Annotated in this window: 12 protein-coding genes and 3 pseudogenes; 8 read left to right on the forward strand and 7 right to left on the reverse strand. The window is 69.5% G+C overall.

Annotated elements, in window-relative coordinates:
- Positions 1-17: 17 nt before the first annotated feature.
- The 3 genes from ACWFQ8_RS06800 to ACWFQ8_RS06810 form a co-directional block, all read right to left on the reverse strand.
- Positions 18-1,421, reverse strand: coding sequence for an outer membrane protein assembly factor BamB family protein (locus ACWFQ8_RS06800; protein WP_453785121.1), 1,404 nt, complete (start codon positions 1,419-1,421; stop codon positions 18-20).
- A 966-nt stretch (positions 1,422-2,387) separates the two neighbouring features.
- Complete coding sequence (locus ACWFQ8_RS06805; RefSeq protein ID WP_453785158.1) at positions 2,388-2,915, reverse strand: creatininase family protein; 528 nt, start codon at positions 2,913-2,915, stop codon at positions 2,388-2,390.
- A complete protein-coding gene (locus tag ACWFQ8_RS06810) occupies positions 2,849-3,043 on the reverse strand; it encodes a GNAT family N-acetyltransferase (RefSeq protein ID WP_453785159.1) in 195 nt (64 codons plus the stop codon). Before ACWFQ8_RS06810 ends, ACWFQ8_RS06805 begins: the two co-directional genes overlap by 67 nt.
- 481 nt (positions 3,044-3,524) lie before the next feature.
- Here ACWFQ8_RS06810 and ACWFQ8_RS06815 point away from each other — a divergent pair, with 481 nt between their 5' ends.
- The 5 genes and pseudogenes from ACWFQ8_RS06815 to ACWFQ8_RS06835 all read left to right on the forward strand — a co-directional run bounded on the left by ACWFQ8_RS06815 (position 3,525) and on the right by ACWFQ8_RS06835 (position 9,838).
- A complete protein-coding gene (locus ACWFQ8_RS06815; protein ID WP_453785122.1) occupies positions 3,525-4,610 on the forward strand; it encodes an alpha/beta hydrolase family protein in 1,086 nt (361 codons plus the stop codon).
- Entirely contained in the window at positions 4,607-5,941 is a 1,335-nt protein-coding gene (locus ACWFQ8_RS06820) for a DUF418 domain-containing protein (RefSeq protein ID WP_453785123.1), read from the forward strand. The genes ACWFQ8_RS06815 and ACWFQ8_RS06820 overlap by 4 nt, the downstream gene beginning before the upstream one ends.
- Positions 5,942-6,385: 444 nt before the next feature.
- Complete coding sequence (locus ACWFQ8_RS06825) at positions 6,386-8,071, forward strand: ribonuclease J (RefSeq protein ID WP_453785124.1); 1,686 nt, start codon at positions 6,386-6,388, stop codon at positions 8,069-8,071.
- Between the two features lie 3 nt (positions 8,072-8,074).
- Positions 8,075-9,402 (forward strand): annotated as a pseudogene (locus ACWFQ8_RS06830) (D-alanyl-D-alanine carboxypeptidase family protein).
- Between the two features lie 4 nt (positions 9,403-9,406).
- Complete coding sequence (locus tag ACWFQ8_RS06835) at positions 9,407-9,838, forward strand: ATP-binding protein (RefSeq protein ID WP_453785125.1); 432 nt, start codon at positions 9,407-9,409, stop codon at positions 9,836-9,838.
- Positions 9,839-10,040: 202 nt separating this feature from the next.
- Here ACWFQ8_RS06835 and ACWFQ8_RS06840 read toward each other — a convergent pair whose 3' ends face one another.
- From ACWFQ8_RS06840 to ACWFQ8_RS06850, 3 genes are all read right to left on the reverse strand, one after another.
- A complete protein-coding gene (locus ACWFQ8_RS06840) occupies positions 10,041-10,457 on the reverse strand; it encodes a hypothetical protein (protein ID WP_453785126.1) in 417 nt (138 codons plus the stop codon).
- A gap of 368 nt (positions 10,458-10,825) precedes the next feature.
- Entirely contained in the window at positions 10,826-12,091 is a 1,266-nt protein-coding gene (locus ACWFQ8_RS06845; protein ID WP_453785127.1) for a sensor histidine kinase, read from the reverse strand.
- Positions 12,088-12,765 (reverse strand): response regulator transcription factor, encoded by a 678-nt coding sequence (locus ACWFQ8_RS06850; RefSeq protein ID WP_453785128.1) that lies wholly within the window; start codon positions 12,763-12,765, stop codon positions 12,088-12,090. The genes ACWFQ8_RS06845 and ACWFQ8_RS06850 overlap by 4 nt, the downstream gene beginning before the upstream one ends.
- 282 nt (positions 12,766-13,047) lie before the next feature.
- Between ACWFQ8_RS06850 and ACWFQ8_RS06855 the strand changes: the two genes are divergently transcribed.
- Positions 13,048-14,655 carry an alpha/beta hydrolase gene (locus ACWFQ8_RS06855; RefSeq protein ID WP_453785129.1) on the forward strand — a complete coding sequence of 536 codons (1,608 nt, stop codon included), beginning with the start codon at positions 13,048-13,050 and terminating at the stop codon, positions 14,653-14,655.
- Between the two features lie 50 nt (positions 14,656-14,705).
- Positions 14,706-15,332: pseudogene (locus ACWFQ8_RS06860) on the forward strand (serine/threonine-protein kinase); the annotation flags it as partial.
- Positions 15,333-15,414: 82 nt separating this feature from the next.
- Here the strand turns inward: ACWFQ8_RS06860 and ACWFQ8_RS06865 are convergent.
- Positions 15,415-16,773 (reverse strand): eCIS core domain-containing protein, encoded by a 1,359-nt coding sequence (locus ACWFQ8_RS06865; RefSeq protein ID WP_453785130.1) that lies wholly within the window; start codon positions 16,771-16,773, stop codon positions 15,415-15,417.
- Positions 16,774-17,381: 608 nt separating this feature from the next.
- Here ACWFQ8_RS06865 and ACWFQ8_RS06870 point away from each other — a divergent pair.
- Positions 17,382-17,571 (forward strand): annotated as a pseudogene (locus ACWFQ8_RS06870) (DUF7455 domain-containing protein); the annotation flags it as partial.
- Positions 17,572-17,638 lie beyond the last annotated feature (67 nt).

The raw sequence follows: 17,638 nt of genomic DNA on the forward strand, positions 1-17,638 counted from the left end.
TGCGACTCTACCTTGCCCTAACGAATTCGGTAAATTGCATCCATCGCTGTTGGCGGACCACTATACGAAATTGACACGACTCGGCCGCGGGAAGTATGAGACCAACGTGTTGCGCCGTTCAACGGATCGAGCGTCGTTATGTCGTTATGGTCTTGTGCCATCACCGCAGCACCTTCTGCCATGGCGGGGGGTAGGTCAGTGCTCAACACAGGAGAGTTCCAAGCGAGGTCACCGTTCTTCGTGCGAACGGCTGAAATTCTCCCCCCGAGGACGTACAAAAGGTTGACGAACTTATCACGATGGACGGCGAGAGACACTCCACTAAAGACTTCCCGCACCCACCTCTTTTCACCCGTTTTCTCGGCAAGGGCCACCAGCTCCGCACTGGTCAAAATATACACAGAACCGTCGCTGTATCTTAGATCTTTGACTTCCGGGTTGACGTAGCTCCATGCACGGTTTCCCGTATCCGCGTTAATGGCGTGCACCCCTGCTTCACCCATAAAGAAAAGCGTGGATGTAGAGGTGGAGGCGTCCTGGAACTTGAGACCATCGACGCTGAGGGTCCATCGATGCTTGCCTGTCTCTGAATCAATCGCCTGAAAGATCTTGTCGGTCTCGACGTAAAGATTCTCATCGGTAAGGATCAGCGCCCCCTCCCCTACGACCGCTCGCCAGATGATGGAACCGGAAGCAGCGTTGAGAGCGGCTACTTCTGGTCCGGTATTGAGGTATACCGCCCCTGACCGATCCAATACGCAATCAGAGCCCTCGGTGCGCCATTTCTCTTCCCCGGTATCCTTGTTTAAGCCACACACATACCCATCCGCTTCAACAATCAGCGTTGACTCTGCGGTCCCAACGGGGTTTCCCGCGCACGAGTCGCTCGTCTTACTCCAAATCCTGTCACCGTTCGATGCATCCAGCGCATGCAATCCGTTTGCGCTCCGCCCCGCAGCCCCGGCGTAGATGCGCGATGTACCGTCCTGTGTGTGCGAAATTTCCGTCGTTCCCGTCTGGTGAAAGCTCCAAAGCTCCTTACCAGTGCGGACGTCCAGCGCGCTTAGGTACCCTGAATCATCAGACATGTAAAATCGGCCGCCGTGTTCAACTGGAGAGACGGGCTGCAGCGTCCCCTTCTGGCCGTTCTGATCCGTTTTGCTGGGATTCCATGGCTCCGCCATAAAGACCAAGGCTACTGCCGCTGCAACGAGCACCGTGATAGCAAGCGCAATGAGCCCAGGGCTGAAGATATTGACCATCTTTCCGTGGTCGCCGACAATGATCTGACTTTCCCTGATCTCCGCATCATGCACGGAGTTCGAGCGTTTTCTGACCCCTGCCTTATCCCGCATCCGCGATTTATCCAAAACGGTTATTCTGCCTGCCGTGATTTCCGTTGATGATAGCGGAAGGCCCATGGACCTGAATGTTACTCAGATGATTTTCTGCCGAATCTGCGCTCGGACGAGTCGCAATAGGAGCGGTTCCCCCAGAGGCGGGAGGGTTATCCGGGGTGTTGTTCCTGCGAGGGAGAAGAGCAACCCGGATGGAGATCGCTAGACCCAGCGCCCCCATGAAGAACCCCAGAACGCTTGCCAGCCTGTCCGCCTGCTCCAGGCCGATGTAGGCGAAGTAAGAGCCGAGGCCGATCAAGGCGAGACCAAACGTAGCGCCGCCCCAAAGAATCCATCGCCGATGCGTGGTCATGATGACATGATGGGCTAGCGGAGCCTATGTGTCTGCGTCGCGGGAAAAGATCTTGCTGGCCCTGGTACAGATGCTTGGATAAATGAGCGGCTAGGCCTGGGCGACGCATCAACTGCCACACCAGTTAACACGGACATCAGCGCGCCTTCCGCCAGCGGTGGACACTGACGAAACTGGTCTGACGCTCGCGGCGGGCAAGACTCAGAAGTGCGATCGTGGCTCGTGGCCGGCGCATGTTGTAATCCACGACACCGCGGCAGCCGGGGAGGGCAACAACGCGACCGCCGGTCAGCCGTGCAAGCCTGCTCGCCAGTGAGCTTGCCCAGGGAAGCCTTGGGCTTGCCCGATTGCGTGGCCGGTCGGCGTGACCGCCCTGTCCGCCTCCGGAGCACGTCAGTGGGGTAACAGGCCCGTGCAACTCCCTGCGGATCGGTCACCCGTAGTCGGTCAGCTTCGCGAAACACGTCCGCGTCCACGATCCGCCCCGAGGACCCCTGCCTCGCCGTACCGGTCAGGTGCTGGTCTGGGAGACGGCGGCGCGGAACTCCTGCGTCATCAGGGCGACCGAGCCGCGCTGGACGGGCGTCTGGCCCGGTTCGCCCGGACCTTGTGCAGGCGCCGCGCGCGTATCCGGTCGTTCTCTGACCGCGGGGCCAACGCGCACCGGGGCCCGGGGCTCAGCCCTGGAAGTGGGAGGCGGGCGCCGAGTGCAGGGGTGGCGGTGCGCGGGTCGTTGCGGTGATCCCGGCGGCGGCGATGTACGGGTCGCCCGATGTCCAGGGCCAGGACACGCCCCGGTCGGTCACCTGCCGGCGGATCTCGTCAGCGTCCTGCGGAGGGCGCTCGGCGAGCTGGTCGAGGTGGACGGTTTCGGGCGCGAGGTGGAGCATCAGCGCGGTTTCGTGAAAGCCGGCGTGGATCTCGGGCCGGTCTCCTGCCGGAAGGTGGGCCAGGGCCAAGGGGTGCAGGACGCACACGCTGATCCCGTGGGCGTGGCGGAGTTCGTGGACGAGGGCGGCCAGGACTCCGCGGTTGCCGCCGTGCCCGTTGACGAGGAGCAGGTGGCGGGACTGTGTGGTGCGAACGTACTGGGCAACGAGCGTGTGGAGCAGGCTGGTGAACTCGGTGAGGGTCAGCGTCAGGGTGCCCGGGGCCCAAACCTGCTCGGGGGCGATGCCGTACGTACGAGCCGGATCCGGTGGCAGCCGGCGTCGGCCGCCACCGCGCCGACCTCTCGCAACAGGGGGCTGCCGATCCCGCAGCCGCGGTGAGCCCAGTCGACCGCGATGCCGGCCATGACCAGCTCCCCGTCCTTCGGCGTGCGTTCGAGCAAGGCGAGGAGCGCGACGCGCGGCAGCCCCCAGCCACCCAGCCCCCAGCCCCCAGCCCCCAGCCCCCAGCCCCCGCAGCGTGCCGTGATCGGACAGCACATCCTTCACCCGCCCCCGGTGAGCGCCCGCCCCACTGGTAGCCGGCCACACCCACCACCTGCCCTCCCGCGAGGGCCACGATGCCCCGGTCGCGGTGAGATGCGCGGCGATGAACCGCCTGCCCTGCTCCGGCGGGTTCAACGCCGCCCCCAGTTTGCGGCCGAAGGCCTCCCAGTACAGCTCCGCCACCCGCGCCCGAGCCCCGTCAGGGACCCGCGAACGACGGTCAACTCCCCCGACGTCGCGTCCTCATGACCGCCTGTGCCGCCCACTGCGCACCCCCTCCCCTCGATCACCGATCGGCCGATCCCTCGTCCAACACGAACGAGTGTAGTACGTTCGTTTCAGAAACGATCGTTCCTATGAAGAAAGATTCGAGGTTGGATGATGAGACATTCCGTCTTCCGGCGTGGCCGCCGCCGCTCCCGGGCGGTGATCTGGTCACTCGTCGCCGTGGTGCTGACCGGGACCGCGCTGGGCGCCGTGGTGCTACAGCAGAACAGCTACGAGATCCGCGAGGAGAAGGTGTCCATCCGCCACGGCGAAACGGCCCTGGACGGCGTACTCGCCCTGCCGCCGGACCATCGGGGCCGGGGGCCGTTCGGCCTCGTCGTGTTCGTCCACGGCGACGGGCCGGTCGACGCCACGCACGAGACCTTCTACCGGCCCATCTGGGAATCCCTCGCCCGGGCCGGATACGCCTCGCTGTCCTGGAACAAGCCCGGGGTCGCGGGCTCGGCCGGGGAGTGGCTGGACCAGACCATGGCCGAGCGGGCCCGTGAAACGTCCGACGCCATCGCCTGGGCGACCAGGCAGCGGCCGGACATCGACCCGCGCCGCATCGGACTCTGGGGGGCGAGCCAGGCAGGCTGGGTGCTGCCCAAGGTGGCCACCCAGGCCCCCGGCGTGCGGTTCGTCATCGCTGTCTCCCCTGCGGTCGACTGGCGCCGGCAAGGCCGCTACAACCTGCTCGCCGAACTCCGCGCGAACGGCGCCTCTCCCGAGGAAACGGCCACCGCGCTGCGCCGGCGGCAGACGACCCTCGACCTGCTGGACCGGCAGGCCTCCTACGAGGAGTACGTACGCGCCGTCGGCGATCCGCAGGGGGTGACGGCCGCCCGCTGGCGCTTCATCGCCCGGAACTACACCTCCGACGCGACAGCCGACCTGCGGGCCATGCCCCGCATACCGGTCCTGCTCATGCTCGCCGGCCGCGACGTCAACGTCGACGTCACGGACACCGAGACCACCTACCGCAACCTGCTCCCCGCCTCCCAGCTGCGCGTCCTCCACTACCCCGACGCTGGCCACTCCCTCGTCAAACACGCCGTGGAACAGTCCCCGGCCCGGCTTTACCTCACCGCCGTCCTCGCCCCCAAGATGCTGTTCGCCGACGGCTTCCTGACCGATCAGCAGCGCTTCCTGGAACGCCTCGACGCCCACGGCGACCTGACGGGAGCAACGGGATGACCGAACTCACCACCCCGCCGACCCCACCGATCCCGCCGAGCACACCGCGCGCGAAGGTGCGCAGGCTCGCGGACGTCGACGCGTTACGGGGATTCGCCCTCTTCGGCATCCTGATGGTCAACAGCACCTACCTCGCCTCCGCCTACCACGGCACCGGCCTGGAGGACCCGGAATTCGATAGCGCCCTCGACGAGGCCCTCCGCTACCTGGTCGCGGTCTTCTTCGAAGCCAAGTTCTACCTCCTGTTCTCCTTCCTCTTCGGCTACAGCTTCACCCTGCAACTCGCCTCGGCTGAGCGGGACGGGGCCCGGTTCCTGCCGAGGTTCCTGCGCCGCTGCGCGGGCCTGTTCGCCCTCGGCGCGTTCCACGCGGTCATCCTCTTCCCGGGCGACATCCTCACCACCTACGCCGTCCTCGGCCTCGTCCTCCTCGCCGTCCGCCGAGTCCGGCCCCGTACAGCGGTACGGGCCGCGATCGGACTGTTCACCGTGACCGCGGCCGGATATCTGCTGCTCGCCTTCGCCCAGCACACCGCCGGCGGCCCCGGCTTCGACCCGGACGCCGCCGCGGCCCACGCCCAGCGGGCCACCGAAGCCCTGCGCGGCAGCCCGGGATCGGTCATCGCCGCGCACCTGGAGCAGCTGCCCGACGTCGCGTTCCTCCTCGCCTTCTTCCAGGCGCCCGCCGCCTTCGCGGCGTTCCTCCTCGGCCTGGCCGCGGGCCGGAACAACGCCCTGGCCGACGTCACCCGCCACCAGGCCCTGCTGCGCCGGCTCCAGTGGACCGGCTTCACCGTCGGCCTCGCGGGCGCAGTGACGTACGCCCACACGAGTGCGGAACACCCCGGCACGGCCTACCAGCTGCTCGGGCTGGGCATCGACGTCATCACCGCCCCGCTGCTGGCCGCCGCCTACGCCGCCACCCTCCTGCGCCTGCTGTCCACCCTCCGCGGACGCCACCTCGCGGGCGCACTCGCCCCGGCGGGCCGTATGACCCTGACCAACTACCTCACCCAGTCACTGGTGCTCGCCCTGGTGTTCACCGGCTACGGCGCCGGCCTCGTCGGCCACCTGCCACCGCCCGCCGTCGCGGCCCTCGCGCTGACCCTGTTCGCAGCCCAGCTCACGCTCAGCCGGTACTGGCTGCGCCACCACCCATACGGCCCCGCCGAATGGCTCCTGCGCGCCACCACCCTGGCGCGTCGCCCACCGTGGCACCACCGCACGGCAGGCCCGGTCGGCCCGGGAAGCCGCTGTTCAGGTGGCGATGTCACGTCGAGGGGTACGCCAGGCCGGCACGGCTGGAGAAGGCGGCGACGGTCTCGAACCTGAGGTGACGGAGCCCCGGCGAGGAATCCCCGCCGGGGCCGACCCTCCGGGGGCAGGACCCGCGAGTAGCGCGGCCCGCGTCCGGGTCACCCGGCGCAGCAGCACAGGTCCTCTGATCCGGGACCGGCGGGATGGCGTACCTCGACCCGGCCCCGTTCACAACCCGCGGACTCGCCGTCGCCCCGTTCCTGCTCCCGGCCCCCGAAGTCTGGACGTCCGCCACGCGGGTCACCTCGCTGTGGGCTCTGGCCCACCTGGGCCCCGATGGCCTGGCCGCCCGGCTTCGGGACCTCACCGGCCCCGGGCGCGCTCAGAGCGTGCCCGCGGGCGCCCTCGGTGAGAACCGTTTCACCTGGAAGTGGCCCATCCCCTCCGCGCCGAAAGCCGCGAGGTCAATCGGTGGACGGCAAAGGATCACCTCGGCAGACCCTCCGGTAACGTCAAGGTATGAGTCATCCCCATCCCGAACTTGAAGCCGCCCCGCCCCTGCCCGCCGGAGGGCTGAGGGTCACCGCCCTGGGCGGCCTGGGCGAAATCGGCCGCAACATGACCGTCTTCGAGCACGCCGGCAAGCTGCTCATCGTCGACTGCGGCGTGCTGTTCCCCGAGGAGCACCAGCCCGGCGTCGACGTCATCCTTCCCGACTTCACCTCCATCCGGGACCGGCTGGAGGACATCGTGGCCGTGGTGCTGACCCACGGCCACGAGGACCACATCGGAGGCGTGCCGTACCTGCTGCGCGAGCGGGCCGACATTCCTGTCGTCGGCTCGAAGCTGACGCTGGCGTTCCTGGAGGCCAAGCTCAAGGAACACGGCATCAAGCCCCGTACGGCACGCGTGCGCGAGGGAGACCGAAGGAAGTTCGGCCCCTTCGACTGCGAGTTCGTGGCGGTCAACCACTCCATCCCGGACGGCCTCGCGGTCGCCATCCGCACCGGCGCCGGCATGGTGCTCCACACGGGTGACTTCAAGATGGACCAGTTCCCGCTGGACGACCGCATCACCGACCTGCGCGCCTTCGCCCGCCTCGGCGAGGAGGGCGTCGACCTCTTCCTCACCGACTCCACCAACGCCGAGGTCCCCGGCTTCACCACCTCCGAGCGCGAGCTGAACCCGGCAATCGAGCAGGTCCTGCGCACCGCCCCGCGCCGGGTCATCGTCTCCAGCTTCGCCAGCCACGTGCACCGCATCCAGCAGGTGCTCGACGCCGCCCACCAGCACGGACGCAAGGTCGCCTTCGTGGGCCGGTCCATGGTCCGCAACATGGGCATCGCCCGCGAACTCGGCTACCTGAAGGTCCCCGCCGGCCTGGTGGTGAGCATGAAGGAACTGGAGCAGCTCCCGGACAACAAGATCACCCTGGTCTGCACCGGCTCGCAGGGCGAGCCCATGGCGGCTCTGTCGCGCATGGCCAACCGCGACCACCAGATCCGTATCGGCAAGGGTGACACCGTCCTGCTCGCCAGCTCCCTGATCCCCGGCAACGAGAGCGCCATCTACCGGATCATCAACGGGCTGACCCGTTGGGGCGCGAAAGTCGTCCACAAGGGCAACGCCAAGGTGCACGTCTCCGGTCACGCCAGCGCCGGTGAGCTCGTGTACTGCTACAACATCGTCAAGCCCCGCAACGTGATGCCCGTGCACGGCGAGTGGAAGCACCTGCGCGCAAACGCCGACCTGGCCATCGCCACGGGAGTCGACCCCGACCGTGTCGTCATCGCCGAGGACGGCGTCGTCGTCGACCTCGTCGACGGCCGCGCGAAGATCACCGGCAAGGTGCCCGCGGGCTACGTCTACGTGGACGGCATGACGGTCGGCGGCGCCACCGAGGCATCCCTCAAGGACCGCGTCACCCTCGCCCAGGAGGGCGTGGTCACCGTCGTGGCCATCGTCGACGCCAACACGGGCATGCTGGCCGAGACCCCCGATTTCCTGGCCCGCGGATTCGAACACGACGACACCACCTTCGCACCCGTCATCCCCGTGATCGAAAAGACCCTGGCCACCGCTGCCAAGGAAGGCGTCGGCGACGCGGTTCAGCTCGAACAGCTCATCGCCCGCGCGGTGGCGAACTGGGCGTTCCGCACCCACCGGCGCAAGCCCCTCATCATCCCGGTGATCATCGACGCGTGAGGCATGAGGCGGGATACGGCCGGTCGGCGCACAGCGCACCGCGGGCGGCCACATCCCTTCCTACGCTGCCTGAATGAGCATCAGATCTTCTGCCCGCGGGTCCCTCTCCGCTGCGGCAGCCCTCGCGGTCGGTGCGGTGGTCCTCCTCGCACCGCCCGCCACGGGAGCTCCACGAGCCGACCCCTGCCGCCGCAGCCCGCATCGGCCGTCGACGCGTCGCTGCTGCACCGCCCCGGAACCCACGTGCGCGTACGGCAGGGAGCCCCCGGACTACCGGACGACGTCTGCGCCCTGTCCTGGCTGGTGGCCGACGTCCGCACCGGAGAGGTACTCGCGGCACACAACGCCCACCGTCGCCTGCCGCCGACCAGCACCATCAAGAGCCTCTTCGCCCTCACGCCCTGCCCCGCCTGCCCGGCACCGGCCGGCACACGGTCACCGAAGCAGAACGCGAAAACGTGGGCGAGGGCGAGGGCAGCAGCCGGGTGGGTACCGACGCGGGCCGCACCTACCGGGTGGCGGACCTGTTGGAAGGGTGTCTTCCGCAGCTCCGGCAACGACGCCGTCCACGTCCCGGCCACCATGAACGGCGGCTGGGACGAGACCGCGACCCAGATGCAGGCCAATGCCCGATCCCTGGGCGCCCAGGACACCCACGTCGTTCGCCCGACGGATACGACGCCGACGGCCAGGTCTCCTCCGCCTACGACCTCGCCGTCTTCGGTCGTGCCGGCCTCGCGGACCCCACCTCTGCCCGGTACGCGGCCCTGACCGACGCCCGGTTCCCCGGCGACACCCGCGACGAAGGCAGCCCCACCTGGACCTACAGCATCGGAAACAAGAACCGGCTCCTCACCGGCGAAGACGGCGTCGGACGATACCCGGGCATCATCGGCATCAAGAACGGCTACACCTCCCGAGCCGGCCACACCCTCGTTTCCGCCGCCCTCCTCGCCACGACCTGCGCCGCCGGAGCGGCCCCGTACCACCTCTGCCGCCGCGCACGTCGCGTCCGCGCACTTCCAGGCCCCAGGCCGGTATGGAGACGCTGGCCGGAGCCATCGCCGCCACCCGGCGCCTGGGAGTCATGGCCAAGCCATCGGCGTGGCCCGCCCCAGCGGGACCAAGCCGTGCGACGGATGGTGCCGGGTCCCAGGCTGCGTCCCCAGTGCCGCCCCACGATCGGGGCCGGCGCTCTGGCCGCGCCGCGCACCGGGGCCGGCTCCGAACCGGCTTCGCGAATTCCGCGACCTCCTGCCCGCCCTGTTCGACACCCGGAGAGCCCATCCGACTGCGGCGGCATGGCCGGCGCGGCCACGGGCAGGCGGTGACGGTATGAGTGCACACACAACCAGCAACGGGACTTGCGGCTTCACCGGTCGGCGCGGGGCCAGTGCCGCGGGTCACCCACCAGGGCCACCGGCCACCGCAGCCGCCGCCCGCGACCGGGTGAGTGCCCTGCTGCAGCACGCGGGTATCAGCCTCGACAGCGTCATCGCCGCCGACGCACTCCTGGTCACCTCTGAACTGGTCATCAACGCGATCTGCCACGGCGGTGGCATCATCGCCTTCCACATCGACATCGCCGACGACACCCTCCACGTGACCGTTGAGGACAAAGACCCACGTGGCCCCTCAGCCCGCACCGTCACCCCCGGCGAGCCGGGCGGCTACGGATGGCCACTGGTCCAACGCCTCGCCCAGCACATCCGCATCACCAGCCACCCGCATGGCAAGACCATCACAGCCAGCCTGCGCCTGACCTGACCCCCACCCGGTTACAGCTGCCGGGGCTCTCCACCAGCGCGCAACCCAGCCTCTGATCCCCCTGTGTCGGTACGAGCTGTGCCCGGTTGATGGACGGCGCAAGGGCCGACTCGCGAAAGCGTACCCAGATCACCATGTGGGGCCTGAGGGCGCAGCGTCACCGGCTCCTTCCCCTGGCAGGGGATGCCGGGCCGGCGCACAACTACGCGGTAGTGATCCGCGTAAGGGCGTCCTGGAGTCGGCGGACGGCCTCCTCCGCCTCCGTGTATTCGTCAGGAGTCGGGAGGACAGTGCCGAAGGTGCCGCCGTGGCCCGCAGGCAGGGCGCGCCAGCGCAGGACCGGTTCGAGGGCGTGGATGGCACCGGAGAGGAACCAGGCCAGGCGGCCATGAGTGCGAGCGAGGGAGATTGCCAGGACGGCGAGCGTTTCCCGCAGGTGTTCGAGCCGGTCGATCTGCGGCAACTTCTCCTGGGAGTCCGGCGGGCCGACAGCGTCGCGCAGGCCGGCCTCGACCTCACGAGCGAGCGCGCGGTCGTTCGGCGCCAGTTCCCACACCCCGTCTTGGATCTGCTGCTCGGCTTCCTCGATCAGCACCGCGACGATCCTCTGCATATCCATGCGGCTCACTGTAATCAATGGTCCGAACCGCAGTCACCTTGCGTACGGACAGTAACGAGTCGCTGGACTTCACCGCCCGAAACGAGGATTGGTTCTTCTTTGGCCCGTGCCTGTGCAACTCCGTTGGGAAGGTTCACTCTTCTCGCCGTTGGCCGTTTGGGTTTTGGTCGTCGTCCGCCTGTGACCGTCTGGGCAGGAACAAGGCGGCGGTGAGGAGGACGGCGGCGCCGGATACCCCCTGCTCCGCTCGACACGAGCCGACGCCGCGGGCAGCCAGCGTGATCCTCACCGCAGCCGAGCACGTCTGGCCCGAGAACCCCGTCGCGCCGATCGCGGGCGTGGCGAACGCGGCTGGCGAGTGCTCCCTCCTACTTCGCCTGGGGCTTGAGGTGCAGGGTGAAGCGGGCGCCGCCGCGTGGGCTGGTGGTGGCGTCGAGGGTGCCGTCGTGGGCGTGGGCGATCCAGGAGGCGATGGAGAGGCCGAGGCCGCTGGAGCCGGAGGCGGACCCGCTGCGGAAGCGTTGGAAGAGGGAGTCGGCCAGTTCCCGGGGTACGCCCGGCCCGGCGTCGTCGACGGTCAGCGTGCCGTCGGCGGTCACGGTGAGCTCGACCTCCGCGGGCCGGCCGGGGGCGTGGCCGTGGACGAGGGCGTTGCCGAGCAGGTTGGCCACTGCCCGCCGCAGAAGGTCGGGGTCCGCGACCACGACGACGGGTTCGGTGTGTGCGGTGACGCGGTGCCCGTCGGTGTCGGTGTCCTCGACGACGGCTTCGACGAGCTGGTCCAGGCGCATGGGTTGGCGGTCCGGGGCGCTGACGCCGGCTGCCATCCGGGCGCGGGTGAGCAGGCCGTCGATGAGGTCGCCCATCCGGCTCGCCAGGCGCACGGTCCGTTCCAGTGCGGCGGCCCGGTTGGTGTCGTCGCGCAGCGCGGTTTCGGCAAGGATGCGCAATGAGGCGGCCGGGGTGCGCAGGTCGTGGGCCGCGTCGGCGAGAAATTCCTCCTGCTGGCGCAGTGCCGTCAGCGCGGGTCGGATCGCGCGTCCGGAGAGCAGGTGTCCGGCTGCGGCGGACAGCGTCACCAGGGCTGCGCAGCCGCCTGTCAGGAGCAGCGTCAGCCGGCGGTGTGCGGCCTGGTCTGCGGACATGTCCGCGGCGGCGACGAGCGCGCCCTCCGGTTTTTCGCCGTCGGCTGCCGTGTAGGGCTCGGCGAGCAGCCGGATCTCGTGGCCGCCCTCGCTGCGGGCGTCGACGACGACCGCCTCACCCTCCTTCACGGCTGCGGCGGCCGCCTCCTCCAGGTCCTCGTTCCGGGGCCCTACGCAGGCCTGGCGCGGCTGGTAGACGATGGTGGGCTTGTTCGCCGTTGTGGCCACCACGGTGAGCAGGGGGCACTCGGTCTCGATGCCTTCCTTCAGGGCCTGGACGTCGAGTTTGCCCTTCTCGTCGGTGCTCAGGAGCGGGATCGCCCGGCTGGTCTGGAGGTTGAGGGCGTCGTCGAGCTGGTTGCGCCAGGAGTTGTCGTTGCTGTGGATGGCGAACGCCGCGAGGGCGATCAGCCCGACCGCGCTGGTCAGGGTGAACAGGGCGGTAAGCCGTCGGCGCAGCCGGCGGGCGCGGGCCTCGGCCGCCGTCATGCTCGGTCGGTCGCGGGGGGTGCCAGGCGGTAGCCGAGGCCGCGGACCGTGTGGATCAGCGGTGGGTCGCCGAGCTTGCGGCGCAGTTGGGAAACCAGCACCTCGACGACGTTGGAGTTCGGCTCGGCCATCTCGTCCCAGCACTTCTCGATCAGCTCGGCGCGGGGTACGGCCTGGTCAGCGCGGGCCGCGAGCAGTTCCAGTACGGCGAATTCCTTGCGGGTCAGGACCAGCAGCACTCCGCCGCGGTGCACCTGGCGGCGGGCGGTGTCGATCTCCAGGTCAGCGATCCGCTGCACCGGCGGCCGGGCCGCCCCCGCCCGTCGGCACAGGTTGTGCACCCGGGCCAACAGCTCGGGCACGGCGAACGGCTTGACCAGGTAGTCATCGCCGCCGACGGCGAACCCAGCGACCCGGTCGGCGACCGTGTCACGAGCCGTGAGGAACAGCACCGAGACGGTCCGCCCGGCGCGCCTCATCTTGTCCACGTAGCCGATGGCGTCCCCGGAGGGCAGCGTCCGGTCGAACACCGCACAGTCGTAATCGGTGACGAACAGTGCCTCGTCGGCGGCCGGCAGATCGGCTACCTCGTCGACGGCCAGCCCCTCGGAGCGCAGCGCTGCGGACACCGCGAACCGCAGATCGTCGTCGTCTTCGACCACCAGTACTCGCACGGGGTCAGGATAGTCCGGCCCGCCCGGTGGCCCTGCCTCGCCCCGTCCTCATCAAATCCTCAGGTTCCCTCAGGGACCATCCATCCGGGTCGCAGCGGAATCGAACACGCGGCGACTTGAGACACCCCCGGGCGTGGCCCCCCACCCCACCCGGCTCCACGTCCGGGGGGCAGGCCGTAGACGGCGGCCTCCCTGCTCTACGGCACCGGCTTGAACGCCCCGTGCCCCGGCCCCCGCGCGCCGCGAACCGGCGCCGCCGACCAGTCCCGACGGAGTACTCCCATGAAGCACCCGACCCTCAAGCGCGGCAGCCTGGTCCTGGCCCTGGCCGCACTCGGCGCGACGGCACTCGCAGGCTGCAACCCGGCCAGTGATGACGCAAGCCCGCCCGGCGCCGTATCCGTCGACCCCGCCGCGCAGAGCGATCTGCAGGGCTTCTACCAGCAGAAGCTGACCTGGACCCGGTGCGGTGAGCTGCAGTGCGCCACGCTCACCGTGCCCATGGACTACGCACACCCCAAGGACGGCCGGACCTTCACCCTACCGTTGGCCAAGGCCGTCACGGCGGACCCCACCCGGCGCATCGGCTCCCTGGTCTTCAACCCCGGCGGCCCCGGCGAATCCGGGGTCGACCAGCTGAAATCCGGCGCCCAGGCGTCCTTCGGCGAACGGACCCGCGACCGCTTCGACATCGTCAGCTTCGACCCGCGCGGCGTGGCCGGGAGCAAGCCGGCCATCGACTGCGGGTCCTCGGACCCGGCCGCCGAGGACCAGCCCATATCCGGCGCCGGCGACACGTCGACGAGCCTGTACCCGAAGACCGACGCCGAACGCCGCGCCGAACTCACCAACGCCGAACACCAGACCGCCGCCTGCAAGGCTCGCAGCGGCGCGATCCTGCCGCATGTCGGCACCCTGGACGCCGCCCGCGACATGGACGTACTGCGCGCCGCCCTCGGCGACGACAAGCTCACCTACCTCGGCTGGTCCTACGGCACCTACCTCGGCACCGTCTACGGCGAGCTGTTCCCGCGCCGGGTCCGGGCACTCGTCCTCGACGCCGCGGCGGACCCCGCACTCGACTGGTCGCAAGCCGCCCTCCAGCAAGCCAAGGGCTTCCAAAGATCGGTGGACGACTACGCCGAGCAATGCGCCTCCGTGGTGGGGAGTACCTGCCCCGCCGCCACCCCGGACGGCATCCGCAAGGTGATCACCGACCTGTACGCGCGGGTTTCCAAGCGCCCGCTGCGGATCAAGGGCACCGACGAGCGACTCGACCAGGCCATGCTGAACACCGCCGTCAGCATGTCGATGTACTCGCCTGAGTCCCAGTGGCTGCCCCTGTCCGAGGCGCTCGGCGCGGCACACAAGGCTGGCGACGGAACCAAGCTCGCGGAGATCGCGGACCCCGGCATTTCGACTCAGGACGACAGCTCCGTCTCCGGATCCGATCCGGGCGCCGCCGACCACCAGGCCCCCGGCAACTCCTCCGACGCCATCGTGGCCATCAACTGCCTCGACCATCCGCACCCCAGGGACGCGCAGCCCTACTGGGACCTGCTCGACCGGGCCTACCGGGAGGCCGGGGCTCTCGGTACCTCCAACGTCCTTGCCGCGCTCGTCTGCAAGGACTGGCCCGCCGGAGCGCAGAAGCCGCACCGCGTCCAGGCCGAGGGCCTCCCCCCGGTCCTGGTCGTCGGCACCACCGGCGACCCGGCCACGCCCTACGAGTGGTCGAAGAACCTCGCCGGTCAGCTGCCCGGCGGCATGCTTCTCACCTTCCGGGGGCCGGGCCACACCGCCTACGGCCGGGGCAGCACCTGCGTGACCGACGCCGTAGACGCCTACCTCCTCCACCTCCAACCAGTCCCGGACGGGAAGACCTGCTGAACCAGCCCCCTCACAGCCCGTACGTACCACTGGAGATCTTCCGCATGCCCATGGACCTGCCGCCGGATTCCTCGCTCGCGTCAACGGTCTTCCAGCCGTTGCAGCCCGACGACCCGGGCGAAGTGGGCGGCTACCGACTGCACGCCCGGCTCGGGGCCGGCGGTATGGGGCGGGTCTACCTGTCGTACACACCCGGCGGCCGGCCGGTGGCCCTGAAGACGGTCCGGCCGGAGTTCGCACAGGACCCGGAGTTCCGACGGCGGTTCGCGCAGGAGGTGGCCACCGCCCGGCGGATCCACGGGCTGTACTCCGCCCAGGTGATCGACTCCGGTGCGGACGCCGAGGTGCCCTGGCTGGCCACCGCGTACGTACCGGGCCCGTCGCTACAGCAGGTGGTCCGGGACCACGGCGTGCTGCCGGTGCGCACCGTACTGCTCCTGATGGGTGGGATCGCGGAGGCACTGCAGGCGATCCACGGCGTCGGCGTGGTGCACCGGGACCTCAAGCCCGCCAACGTACTGGTCTCGGCCGACGGACCCCGCGTGATCGACTTCGGCATCGCCCGTGCGGCCGACGCCATCGCGCTGACCGGCACGGGTTTCCGGATCGGTTCCCCCGCGTTCATGGCGCCCGAGCAGGCCCTTGGCCGACCGGCCACGCCCGCGACGGATGTCTTCCTTCACAGCCTGGCGCGGTTGCCCGAGGTTCGGCGGGCGTGGTTGCGCGGGCTTCACGGGCGGGTTCGGGCGGTCTCCTGACCTAGGCGACGTTCGGGTTGGCCGGCTGTTCTGAGCCCGCCGTCACCCGGCGGCCCTTGCCGCGCTTGACGAGGACCACTGTCTTCATGGTGACCCCCGGGTAGTTCGGGGTGTAGTACGCGCCCGTCCAGTAGTCGTGGAAGGAGGCCACCGTGCCGATCGTGTACGTCATCGGGTTCGCGGACGTCTGGCCGCTTCCGGCGAAGGCCTCCATCGTCACCGTGTCCTGGCCGTCCATGCCCACCACCGCTGCGGCGTGGTACTGCGACATGATCTGCTCCCCGGGGTTCATGGCGAGCATCAGGTAGGACTGTCCCACCACCGGGCTGGCGTCGCGGTCCGTCGCCCCCTGGAAGTCGCCTGCGCGGTCGCGGTTCTGCTCGTCCGACATGCCGAAGGCCTTGAGACCGGCGCTCGTACGGACGTTGCTGTTCGCGCCGTCGGCCAGCTCTCCGACGGCGTTGTGCATGATCTCCTCCGCCGTGTGGAGGCAGTCGTCCAGGATGTTCCGCGCCAGCTCGTGCTCCTGGTACAGCTCCGTGCCGCCGAAGAGGGCCTGCTGCGCCGTGCTTGTCGGGCGCAGGGCCGGGGAGTAGGACCCCGCGGGCGCGCTGACGCGGATCCAGATCGACGTGGCGTCGTCGCTCGGGACGGCGAAGACGCCGTTCGCCGAGACCGTCATGTGCTGCTGGTTCGGGCCGGCCTGGGCCGCCCAGCGCTGGACCGACTCCTGGGCCGCCCCCTGGTCGGCCCGGCCCGCCTCCTGTGCGTGCTGCTCGGTCCTCGGCGCCGCCCCGCTCATGGCGCGGCGCGCGTTGCTCTCCGCCTCCCGCTCGAAGCGGTCGGAGGGGTCGGAGACCCGCAGGCCCGCTCCGTTGTCCGTACCCGCCACGGGGCCCTGGCGCTGCTGGATCACGTGGGTGAGTTCGTGGGCGAGCGTGAGCTTGTCGGCGCCGCCCTCCCCGATCACCACGTGGTTCCCACTGGTGTACGCCCGAGCGCCCACCTCGGCCGCCGATGCCTTCGCCGCGCTGTCGTCGTGGATGCGGACGTCGGAGAAGTCGGCGCCCAGCCGGCTCTCCATGTCCGCGCGCGTGCTGCCGTCCAGCGGCCTGCCGCCGGCCCGCACCACGTCGTGGACGGCCGAGCGCTGGACCGGCGCCTCCTCCGCCTCGTGGCCGCACCCCGCACCGTGCCGGTGCGGCTGCTGCTTCAGACGCTGGACGACCACCGCGTTCCCCACCGTCGCCTGCAGCCCGAGGAGCCCGGAGGCCTGTGCGGGTGGTGCGGTGACCGGCCTGCGGACCGTCGACCGGGCGTCCTCGGTGGCGTTCGACCTGACCTTCGCGTGGTTCTGCACTGGCGCTTCCTTCGTCGGAGAATCGGAGCCGTACGTGATGCCTGTGTCCTGCGTACGTCTCGCGTACGTCCTTGTCCTGGATACGCCGGGCGACCCCGCGGACGCCAGGTACCCGAGGGCAGACTCGACCGGCCGTGAGGGCAGTCTCAGTTCCTCCTGAAGAACTCGACCTCCACCAGCGCCACATGACGGCCCGGGGTGAGCCCCGCCGCCTCACGGATCACCAGCCGCACCGACACCACGTCGCTGTACCCCGTCTGGATCGTCTGCGGTCCCGGCTTGTCGGCGAGGGTGAGCCCCTTCGTCCGTACGGTGCCGTCCGCCGGCCGTCACCACCAGGTCGAGTTCGCGGGTGTCCCCGGCCGGCCCGCGCCACCGCCCTGGTCGCCCTCGCCCAGGACCTCCCCCCAGCGGTCCTCGGACCGATGCCCGGCCTCCACCCCGTCACCGCAGCCCAATGGCGACAGCGAGCCGCCACCGACTGGACCGCCTACCTCGGAGTTCTTGTCGATCACCCGAGGCCTGACGGTACGACGGGCTGACTACCTGGTCGTAAAGGTCGGTTGTGAGCCTGGTACGACAGCTCGTCGAGCTAGAGAAGAGGCGACGTGACTACTCTTCTGACACCCGCGACCCCGCTGACCGATGCAATCGTTGCGGCGCCCAGGCATATCTGCGCGTCGTCCTGCTGAGCCGGGGTGAACTGCTCTTCTGCGCCCACCACGGTCGCAAGATCGGGCCGGAACCGCGGAAATACAGGGTGGGACCGAGCGGCTCACGGTGACCGTGTCGGCAGCAGGTTCAGGAGGAGCAGCACGCCAAGGGCTCCAGGTCCCAGTCCATCGCCAGGACCCGCTTGCCGTTG

Source organism: Streptomyces sp. NPDC055254 (genome assembly GCF_053606025.1).